The organism is Streptomyces sp. NEAU-174 (assembly GCF_052665095.1).
Map to the genome: position 1 here is coordinate 26253 of NZ_JBQTCE010000038.1, position 10127 is coordinate 36379.

A 10127-nucleotide genomic window follows, 5' to 3' on the forward strand; every position below is an offset into this window, starting at 1 on the left:
GCGAAAGAGAGCCCCCATGATCCCCTGGATCGTAATGATCGAACTGCATACCTTGCCCGGCGGCGCCCGCTCTCTACCGACCGCAGGAGATCCTCTGCAATCCTCCAGTGAACAGTTCCTGCATGCAGCGCGCGCTCAAGGATACCGGACTGCCGTCGTCACACGGAACCACTCCTATTACGAGAGTCACTTCGATCACCTGGTCGACAGCTGGCTCAGCACCGACAGCACATCCCCTCGCTCTGTCCTACAGATGCTTGCCGCCCTGGACTCTCAGGTCGTCGGCGTACACAGTTCGGTCGACAGCTTCGTGCATGTGGCAGCACACGTAGCCTTCACGCTCGGGCTGCCGGGCCCTTCTCCCGACGGCGCGGGCATCAACCGCGACAAGGCACGCGCCCGCAGAGCCCTCCAGGAAGCGGGAGCCGACGACACGCGCTGGGCGGTTCTCCCTGCCGACACCGAGGATCTCAGCTCACCGATCGGCTACCCCTGCGTCGTCAAACCGGTGGATGGTGCCTACAGCTGGGATGTAGCACTTGTCTCTTGTGACAGCGAAGCCCAAGCCCTTGCCCAGCGGCACCTGACACGCCCCTATGGCCGCGGCGTACAGCCGAAACGGAAGCTCTTGTTTGAGGAGTATCTGGAGGGCCCGTTGTACAGCGCGGAGGGATTCATCGACGGCGATGAGCTGACCATCTTCGGATACTCAGACCGCATCATGACGGCACCCCCACACTTTGTAGAGATCGCCCTCCGTTTCGCCAGCGAACGCCCACACCCTGAGGCAGACGTGTTCGTCCAGCGGGCGCTGCACGCCCTGGACTACAAGTTTGGCCCCTTCCACCTGGAGTTCGTTCTCACGCCACATGGGCCACGCGTGGTAGAACTCAACGCGCGGCTGTTCGGCGCCGGCATGGAGCAGGCAGTCAGCTACCTCTCCACGAGCCGACTCGCCGACTACGTGCTGGCCAAGATCACAGGTAAGAAGCCAGAACACCCCATCATCGAGGGGGCTGTCACTGAGCTCAGGATCACCGCCCCGGCGACTGGTCGGCTCGTCGGAGTGAAAGGCCTTGAGGAGGCCAGTTCCCAGGGCACCTGCAGATCTGCGGGCCTCTATGCGGCCATCGGAGAACATGTGAGCCACGTCATCGACTCCAACAGCAGCCGAGTAGCTTACGTCCAGGCGACCGGGAAGAACCGGAGCGAATCCTACCGCAACGCTACAAAGGCTGCCGAGGCCGTATTCCTGGATATAGTAGATGAATAGCCAGCTAACTGGACACGAGAACAGACGGGGAGCTTGTTCTCATGGCTCCCCGCCTGTTCAACGAGTGCAGAAAATTCCCTATCGTTCCCTTTGTGGAAGCTCTAAGGGATCAGGCGAGTTGCATCCATAGCCAGCTCCATTACAGAGAGCGCCACACGAAATGCAATCACCTGGCCTGGCAGGGAACTCCTTCTCCGTCAGCGCGAGACACAGGTCGCAGTTTTGCGTCGTAAAATAGTGTCCCCCTCCGCATCGCCTGATCATGAGATCGGTCAGTGGGGAACCTGATTGCCTATTCATGCTTTCTCCAGCAGCGCACAGTCCTGGCAGTGGATGTACTTGGTGCACAATTCCAGGGAGCAACGAACATTGGTCCCCGACAAGCCGAGCGGAACCCGCTCCATATGCATGAACCGGGCCCCCTTTGCTAGTACGACGCACCGTCCCGGAGCGTTGGCCACGATCTCCTGGGTCATGAGGTAGGCGTCACGAGCAGACATGGCGCTCTGCGAGAACTCAAGCCCCTGCTCCTCCGCAGCGCTAATCAGCTTCCGGCCACCGTCGCCTACCGCAATCAGATGGGTGGCCGACGCTGCGGCTTTCTCTCCAACCAGTTTATGCAGCTCGTCCGACCAGCTGCCAAGCTCACGCATTTCCCCCAGAACAGCAACACGCGTATCCGCTGTCATCTCACCTAGGAGGTCAAGGGCAGCCAGGGTGGCGTCAGGACTCGCGTTGTAACTGTCGTCAAGTACGGTGAGGTCCTCGGTCACCTGCTTCATAGATGCTCTGCCCTGAGGTGGGACGAAGTCGGCCACCGCAGTCACACTGTCTTGAAGAGAAATACCGAAGATGCGGCCAGTAGCCAGCGCAAACAGCATGGCGTAGACGAAATGGCGCCCTGCGAGGTCGATCCTAAAGGCAACCGATTCACCATCCGTACTGATAGTCCCGGTTGTTCCTCGTTCGTCATAACGCAGCTCGGTCGCGCGAATATCATTGCCTGCCCCCAGCCCGACACGAACAGTTTTAACCCCCGCTGCCACCTCCTGCCGGTCTGCAGCATCACACAGCAACTGATCGTCACCGTTGATCACCAAGAACCCGCCGGATTTTACGTGCCGAAGGAGGTCAGTCTTTTCATCGGCCAATTCCTCCCGGGATTCAAAATTCCCGAGATGTGCGAAACCCACGTTCGTGACAAGAGCTACATCTGGGCTCACCAATTGGGCGAGGCGGGAGATTTCTCCTCGATGATTGGTGCCTACCTCGGCCACTGCGTGCGTGTGGTGAGCCTCCAGTCGCGAGAGACTGAGCGGTACTCCCAGATGATTGTTGTAGCTTTTGGCGCTGCTCAGAACGTCAAATCGGGACTCGAGCACATGGGCCACCATGCTTTTCGTTGTGGTTTTTCCCACGCTGCCTGTCACTGCCACGACCTGCGCGGAGGACGTCTGGCGAATCGCCGCGCCATAATCCTGGAGAGCTTTTAGAGTGTCAGGCACCTTAATTACGGTGACCCCTTTAGGGATGTCTTCCACATCTCGCTCGACCACTACTCCCGCTGCACCAGCTCTAACGGCGTCGAGTACGAAATCATGACCGTCCCTGTTCCCGCGAATAGCGAAAAAAAGCCCATCCTGAGGCATCTCGCTACTGTTGATTGACACTGCAGAAAACCGGCTCGACCCCATTGAGGCAACTTCAGAGGATGTGGATGCCAGTAGATCGGCGAGATGGATCATTAATTCCTCTTCAGTTTCAGTCTGACAGCGGCCCAAGGAAACACGCTGCGGACACAATATCACGGACGATACGTCTACTTGCCACCATTGTAAGCAACTTGACGAGGCATCAGTGCCTGCAAGCACCAGCGCATGTATAGCCAGCGATTTCCCTGCACACCGGGCTACACGACCATGGCTTAGAACTCATTCCTCCATCCCGCCACCCATGCCGACTGGCCGGAATCACCAGCCCCCGCCCCGTCCCAACCCGCAGGACCTCAGCGACGACGACATGAGGAGCGACCGGAGCGAACCGGCACTCCTCCGGATGATCGCCCTTCTGGTGCCCAGAATCCGCGCACTGTTGCGGCGGATCACCGACCCGGACGACACCACCTCGCTTGACGAAGTCCAGCAGCGCTTGACCCCACCATCCGACCACCCCGATCACTACGGCATAGATGCCTGGACCCTGACCAGCGTCCAGGCGGTACAGCGCCGTATCGGCCCGGCCGGCGCGCCCTCGGCTTCCTCTTCCTCTTGCGGGTGGCGCCGTTCTTCCTCGCCTACTCTCGGGCGGAGACCAGGGCCGGGCGGGCGAGGTCGACGCCGCCCGAGCTCGGAGGCCACGGGACCATCGCCCTCGTCGTGTCGCCATCGAGGGGCCGGGCGGCGAGCTCGGAGCAGCCGGACCGTCCACGGCACGGGCACGGCCGTGTCCGCACGGGCCGCTGTCTGCTCGCGCAACTGCTTCAGCTGCGTTGCCAGGAGGTACTGGGCTGTGCGTTGCCGGGCGGTGTCGGCGGCCTTCGTCGCGGCGGCCACCGCGTCCGCGCCGTTCGGGTTCGCGCGGAACCAGCGGCGTTTCTGCTCAGTCCCGTACGCCCGGCGCGCCTCTGCCTCGGCTTCCTCGGTCTGGCCCAGCATCGCCAGGGCGCATCGCCGGTACTCCGGTGCCGCCTGCTGCACCGCCTAGAGCGCGGAGAAGGCGAGCGCGGACGCCGCCGCGCCCGGGTCCGAGTCCAGCTCGCCCGGCTCCACCAGCTCCAAGAACGCGCGCTGGGCGGCGGCGATGTCGGTCTCCAGAGCCTCCCTCATGCGGGCAGCGATCGCGGCGACGGCCTCCGCATCGTCCAGATCAGCGGACCAGGCGGCCGCGACCAGGCCGACCTCCACCGTCAGGGCCTCGGTCCGGCACCGGTAGCCGCACGCCTCACACAGCCCGGCCGCCCGCTCCTGCCCGCAGTCCTCACACGGCAGCGCCCGGCGAACCGCGTCGGCGGCGTCCGGTGTGTCCTCGGCCCGGGAAAACGCCCATAGAGGCCCCAAGCCGTCGAGTACCGGCGGCGCGGCGCGCGGGCCTCGCCGCCGTTCCGGCCGCCAAGACCTCGCCCGGCGCGGTGAAACCGCCCAGGGCTGAGCGCACAGTGGCTCCGGCCAGAGCTGCCGTCAGCAGCGGGCCGGACAGCCGCTCGCGGGCCTCGAACCGCGGGGAGGAACGGCCCGCCCAGTACGCCGTCCTGGTTATTCCCTGGTGCGTATGCACGCCGCGACCGTCAACCAGCTCGCCAACTTGCCGTCAGAGTGCGTGGGCGAGGGCTGTTGTCCTACTGGCCGCTCTCGGTGTCGGCAGGTGCCGGACGGTTCCGCCGGGTCGCGCCGCCTCGGCCTCGAATGTCGGCGCCGGCTTCACTCAACATGCGGTGCACGAAGCCGTACGAGCGCCCGGTCAGTTCGGCAAGCTCCCGGATGGAGGCGCCCGCGTCGTAACGGCGTTTCAGGTCTGCGGCCAGCCGATTGCGCGCGGCCTCACTGGCCTGCTTCCTCGCGCCCCTCGCCCTGCGCGTACTGGGGATGGACTTGCGCCCACCAAGCGCGGCGGCGAACCGGCGGCGGAAGACCTCGGCGTCCTCTGCGGTGGGCGCCCGGTGCATGCCCACCTCGAGGACGGCTGCGGTTGTCTCGCGAACGGTCTGATCAGACGCTTCCGGGCAGGCTGCAGCGATCATCTCGCGGATGACCTGTTCTGCCGGCGCCTTCTCCGTCACCTGTTCACCGTAGCGCGAGTACACAAGCCCAGCACCTGTCTGCCTGGGCCAGGCTGAGACATAAGGTACGCGCGAGGTCTTCGGCCTTCCGGGCGGCCGCCCGAGGCGAGAGGGTGTCCAGTTCCTTGACCGTGTTGGAGACGTGCTCCACTACGCGAGTCCAGTGGTCTTTGGCCTGGACCCAGTCTCCGCCGTGGACACGGTGTGCGAAGTCCTCTGCGAAGTGCTTGGCCTCGCCCCCTTCGTGATAGAGCTCGGTCAGCGTCCTCACCTACCGCCCCCTTCCAGGGGAGGCAGCCCGAGCTGGTGCCGAATCCGGCGTTCGAAGTCCTCCTCGGAGTCAACGCGTCGCCTGTCGACCTGTCTGTTCACCAGATACCCGGTCACTCCACCTACGAATGAGGGCACCATCAGCCAGCCCACGAGCGACAGCATCCATCCCATCAACGGCGCCGGCGTCGCAGCCGGCGAGGTGATCCCGATCAGCACCTCGTAGGCGCGAGTCCATCCGAGCAGCGCCGCGCCGCACAGGTAGATCAGGCTGAAGGCGGCGAGCCATAAGGATCCCCGTGTCACCAGCCAGTAGGTCGGCCGGTTCAAGCGAGCGAGGGACCTCTTCGCATCGCGCAGCCGCTCCCAAAAGGTATCCGGGGGCGGGGGAGGCAGCGGAGGAGTCGGAGGTATCGCCATATCCCGAAAGGTAGCGACTCTCGGTCCCACTCCCAACACAACTGCCTAACACAGCTGCCCAACGTAGAGACCAGGCACAATATCAGGAAACGCCCGGTTCTCGCGGGTCCGGCGTACACCGGAGCGCGTAGGCGTCGACAGGTTCCGATGAAACGGCGGGAGAAAGCGACCTCTTAACTCTTCGGTGACGCGGTGATCGTCTTGCCGGGGGTGCGCTTGTCCGGCGTGAACGCGGAGGCTGCCTCGGCGAGCGGCCGGACGGCGCCGACGATCGGCTTGAGGCGGCCGTCCCGCAGCCGCTGGGCGAGGTCGGCCAGGCGAGCCCGGTCGGGTTCGACGACGAAGAAGACGGCTCGCCGGTCGCGAGGACGGACGGTGACCGGCTCGGCGATGGGGACCAGGTGCCGCCGGGGCGGACAGTGCGGTGGAGCGTTCGAGGATCTCGCCGCCGATCACGCTCGCCGGGCACCGAACCCGGCCCCGGACCCGATGGATACAGGCCGCTATTCGACCTGGCCGGCGCCCGCCCGGACTGGAGCAACGCGACGCCGCCGAACCCGCCGATCATCAAAGCAGCAAGTGACAGATCCACCGGATGATCACGTCGGCGATGGCCCGGGCGAGACTGAAGTACTGGAAGGCCGGGCGCATCGCTTCCAGGCCGCGCCGAGCGCTCTGGGTCACCGTGCCCTTGGCCACGCCGTAGCTGGCCGCCACCTCCTCAGCCGTCTTACCGAGCGCCTGGTGCTCGTAGAGGTAATGCCTAGTCTTCTCCGGGAGCTTGGCGAACTCCTCCTCCAGAAGGATCCGATCGACCAACGCGTCGATCGGATCCTCGGCGCCCTCCTCAGCCTCCAACAGGTCGGCGGGCACTTCCTTCGGGTCGATCGGGAACCGCTTCCAGGCCATCCGCTTGGCCATGCGGTACATGGCGCGCTCCGGCACCATGAGCTTTTCCCGCTGCTTCCACAGAGCCTCCATGACCTCCGCGGTGACATCGTCCACGGCCATCTCACGCTGGCCAAGCGGGAGGTGGCCCAGGATCCTGAGGGTGTAGCTCCGCAGACGTCGGCCGTACAGCAGGTGGAACCGGTCGAACGGGTCCCGGTGGCTCCAGCAGGGTCGGCACCACCGCGCGGGGTCGGTGTACAGGCCGACCGGCGACTCGGTACGGGTATCGCCACCCGGATCCTTCGGGAACACCGCCTCCTGGCGGCTCGGCTCGTCGGAGCAGCCCAGGCAGTCCGGCGACACGTCCTCGTTCACGCTCATTTCCCCTCGGGGTGGGGACCGACCATCCGGCGATCGGCCCATCACCATGTTCGTGCGTGCGGGGCGGTGTTTGGACGACAACGAGTTCCGACCATCTTGGGATTCAGCTGCCGGAGGCTCTCTCGCGAAGCAATGCGACCGGTGCTGGGGCAGCTGGACCAGCCCGCCCAAAGAGGCTGCCTGCACAGCCCAGCCGCCAGCCGCCTGACCAGGAGCCTCTGCGTCACCAGCGTGGCACACGGTCCACTTCATCCGCCGGAGATACAGTGGCCCCTGCGGCATCGGTCTGCTGCTCCTACCGCGAACCTCGGCCCACCGGTTCAAGGCGGAGGCGAAGAAGCAGGGCTTCGACCAGTAGCACCCTCGAACCTCCACTTCCGATGCAGTACCTGTTCCTCACGCTCCGCGGGCCGACGGAGGTGGGTGAAAGGTGCTTCCGCCGATGTCGGCCACCCAGATCAGCAACCGCGCCCGCACGTACGCGCTGTACACCGGGGCTCCCCGCCAGCTCGCCTGCGATGTCGTCGCCGCCTTGCCTCCGGGATGCCCGCTCGTCCCGGCACCGGCCGAGCAGGAACAGCTCCTCTTCGAGTCCGAGGTCTTTTACCAGGTCCTCAGCTCCCGTCAGAACTTCTTCGAGTACCCCTTCGGCATCAAGTACGTCGAACCCACCACGGGCGGCCTGCGGCTGAGTCTGGAAAGCAACGCGAGCCTCGAGAGCCTGCTGTGCGGACTGCTACCGTGCCGCATGCCGATCAAGCCCGGACCTGATGAGATCTACGGTCTCAACGGGGTCCGGATCTGTCGGCGGACCGAGCGGGGTATTGAACTCCGGCGCCTCGGACAGACCACCAGCCTCACGTTGTCCGGCCCCTCCCGACGGGCCTTTGAGAAGGCCGAGGCCGCCCTCGCCCGGCGGGTCGAGGACGCTGGCGGAGAAGCCTGCTGGCGCGCCGAAGGAACTTGGACCGACTACGAGAAGCAGTGGGAGGCCGATCGCCAGCCGCTCCTCTACGAGGCCACCTGGCGCGATGCCGCCTGGCTCCCCAGCGGGCTGCTGCGCCGTCTCGGTCTCCTGCACACCGTTGCCGTTCCTCAAGTCGTCACCGGTCACGAGGCCAGGCTGGGTGAGTGGTGGATCCTCGAGCTGGACCACTTCTCCGACACCGGTCTGCGGCGAGCCGAGCTGGTGCAGGCGCTGACCGACCCTGAGCACGGCCTACCGCTGGAACTGTCCGGGCACCGTGACCTGGAGCCGGGGAGAAGTCTCGGCCTGGTACTGCTCAAATCCCGTGACCGTACCGCCACGCTTCAATTGCGCTACGACCGGTGCGACTACCCCGTCAGGGACCGCGCCGAAATGTTCGCGGCGATCCGGCACCGGATCAGCAAGATCACAGGTGAGGCGCCGCTTCCGTCGATGCCAGGATGCCGCGCTGACGGCTGAGCACCCATGCGTGGCGGATGACGTAGAACAGCCCCGACGGGGCCTGTCGGGGCTGTGAGGGTCGGGGGGCCGGCGTGGCGCGGGCCTCGCCGCCATCCGTGGCCTGGTCCACGCGCTGGGGTTCTCCCGGCGCGCCGAGGGCTCAGCGCGCCGGGAAGGTTCCTTTTTAGGCGCAGGGCCGTAGGCGAGGAGACTGCTCGTGGCCAGCCCGGTGGCCACGGCGGCGCATCATCATTGTTGGCTCACCACCGTGGCCGGGCCGGACACGGTGGTGAGCTTCACCTCAGGGGCTTCACCTCCACAGGTGGCTGTCTCTATAGCCGCCTCGAGCCCGGTGTGCAGAGCAGGCACATCACCGGCCTGAGGAAGAATGCCGGCAGCGATCACGAAGGGGGCGTCGTGCGGCTGACGATCAACACCGAGACGGACACCTACGAGCAGGCGATAGCCGCCGTGCAGGCCGCCTACGGACTGCGCCCCGTCACCCCTGACGACTGGCCGGAACCCCCAGCCCTCGACCCACGCCCCGGCCCGCAGGACCTCAGCGGCGACGACATCGGGAACGGCTGGAGCGAGCAGGCACTCTTCCAGGTGATCGCCTCCCTGATACCCGGGGCCCGCGCGGTGCTGCGACGGATCACGGACCTGGGCGGCACCGCCTCGTTCGACGAAGTGCAGCGGCACTTCGCCGACCATCCGACCACCCCGATCACGAAGGCGAAGATCGGCGGGACCCTCACCAGCATCCCGGCGGTACAGCGCCGCGTCGGCCCGGCCGACGCGTCCCGGCTGCTCCAGCGGAATGAGCGGGCCCGGCTCTACCACATCGACCGGCCACTGGTTGAAGGGCTCAGGCGGGCCTTCGCGATCGCCGATACCAGCCCCGACCTGCTGCGCGGTGAACCCGCCACACGCGTCACCTGACGTGGCCGCTGGGCGTTGTATGCCGTCCGCCTCTCGTCGGCGCGACCGCGTGTCAGTCGTCGGTGGGATGTTCGTGCAGGCGCCGGGTGAGGTCGTCGCACCAGTCCCGGGCCCAGGCGCGCAGGGTGGCGGTGTCTGCTTACATGCTCATCCGCGACCGTGGCCGGTCAAGATCGAACCGTGTCAGTCCCGACCAGGCCACATGCAGCGGCAGCTGCACCGTGCCGTGCGCCGGCCCGGCCAGCTCGCCGAGCGAGGCAGGCAGCCTGCGGGCATACCGCTCCCGCAGCACCTCGGCAGCAGACGGCGACGGCTCGGCAGCAGGCATGGCGGACATGCAGACCAGTATGACGCAGCACTCAAGTCATCTCCTCGGCCAGCGACGGCCGCGCAATGGCGTCAAGGGGAGGCCCGCTCCGGCGTGCGAAGCACGAAGGCCACCCGGGAGATTCCGGGTGGCCTTCATCTTCTGGCTTTCGGCCGCATGCTGCCGAGTCGGTGCCCTTCGCCGCTGTCTGCTGGCTACGCGAAGTGCTCTTCGAGCTCGGCGGCGAGGGCCGGGTCGGGCCGTGGCACATGGCCGTAGTCCTCATCAGCGAATGCGTCCAGCCGGCATACGGCATCCGCGAGCTTCGCGTGGTCCAGGGCCCAGCAGGACACCTCGACCACCTCGGTCTCGCGCTGGTAAACCGCAGCGGGGTCCACGTCCGTATCGGCGATAACCGTGGGCCGAGGAGTGGACGACA

Annotated in this window: 10 protein-coding genes and 2 pseudogenes; 3 read left to right on the plus strand and 9 right to left on the minus strand. The window is 65.9% G+C overall.

Going from position 1 to position 10127, the window contains the following annotated elements; genetic code table 11:
- The first annotated feature begins 16 nt into the window (after positions 1–16).
- Positions 17–1273: an ATP-grasp domain-containing protein gene (locus ACT2CW_RS49550; RefSeq protein ID WP_445521371.1), complete on the plus strand. Its 1257-nt coding sequence runs from the start codon at positions 17–19 to the stop codon at positions 1271–1273.
- Between the two features lie 296 nt (positions 1274–1569).
- On the opposite strand, the gene ACT2CW_RS49555 is transcribed toward ACT2CW_RS49550, so the two are convergent.
- From ACT2CW_RS49555 to ACT2CW_RS49585, 7 genes and pseudogenes are all read right to left on the minus strand, one after another.
- Entirely contained in the window at positions 1570–3018 is a 1449-nt protein-coding gene (locus ACT2CW_RS49555; protein ID WP_445521372.1) for a UDP-N-acetylmuramoyl-tripeptide--D-alanyl-D-alanine ligase, read from the minus strand.
- Between the two features lie 954 nt (positions 3019–3972).
- The gene (locus ACT2CW_RS49560; protein ID WP_445521373.1) at positions 3973–4329 is read right to left on the minus strand and encodes a hypothetical protein; all 357 of its coding nucleotides are present in this window, start codon (positions 4327–4329) and stop codon (positions 3973–3975) included.
- Between the two features lie 278 nt (positions 4330–4607).
- Positions 4608–4856 carry a helix-turn-helix domain-containing protein gene (locus ACT2CW_RS49565; RefSeq protein WP_445521379.1) on the minus strand — a complete coding sequence of 83 codons (249 nt, stop codon included), beginning with the start codon at positions 4854–4856 and terminating at the stop codon, positions 4608–4610.
- 196 nt (positions 4857–5052) lie between these two features.
- Entirely contained in the window at positions 5053–5319 is a 267-nt protein-coding gene (locus ACT2CW_RS49570) for a DUF6313 family protein (protein WP_364011053.1), read from the minus strand.
- Positions 5316–5648: a DUF6313 family protein gene (locus ACT2CW_RS49575; protein ID WP_445521374.1), complete on the minus strand. Its 333-nt coding sequence runs from the start codon at positions 5646–5648 to the stop codon at positions 5316–5318. The genes ACT2CW_RS49570 and ACT2CW_RS49575 overlap by 4 nt, the downstream gene beginning before the upstream one ends.
- Before the next feature lie 263 nt (positions 5649–5911).
- A pseudogene (locus ACT2CW_RS49580) lies at positions 5912–6197 on the minus strand (zinc-binding dehydrogenase); the annotation flags it as partial.
- A 108-nt stretch (positions 6198–6305) separates the two neighbouring features.
- Positions 6306–7004, minus strand: coding sequence for an RNA polymerase sigma factor (locus tag ACT2CW_RS49585; RefSeq protein WP_445521375.1), 699 nt, complete (start codon positions 7002–7004; stop codon positions 6306–6308).
- Between the two features lie 448 nt (positions 7005–7452).
- Between ACT2CW_RS49585 and ACT2CW_RS49590 the strand changes: the two genes are divergently transcribed.
- Both ACT2CW_RS49590 and ACT2CW_RS49595 read left to right on the plus strand, forming a co-directional pair.
- Positions 7453–8457, plus strand: a complete 1005-nt coding sequence (locus ACT2CW_RS49590; RefSeq protein ID WP_445521376.1) for a hypothetical protein — start codon at positions 7453–7455, stop codon at positions 8455–8457.
- Between the two features lie 399 nt (positions 8458–8856).
- Positions 8857–9381 carry a hypothetical protein gene (locus tag ACT2CW_RS49595; protein ID WP_445521377.1) on the plus strand — a complete coding sequence of 175 codons (525 nt, stop codon included), beginning with the start codon at positions 8857–8859 and terminating at the stop codon, positions 9379–9381.
- Positions 9382–9523: 142 nt separating this feature from the next.
- On the opposite strand, the pseudogene ACT2CW_RS49600 reads toward ACT2CW_RS49595, so the two are convergent.
- A pseudogene (locus ACT2CW_RS49600) lies at positions 9524–9709 on the minus strand (hypothetical protein); the annotation flags it as partial.
- A gap of 194 nt (positions 9710–9903) precedes the next feature.
- Positions 9904–10127, minus strand: a 224-nt coding sequence (locus ACT2CW_RS49605; RefSeq protein ID WP_445521378.1) for a hypothetical protein, incomplete at its 5' end; no start/stop codon positions are given.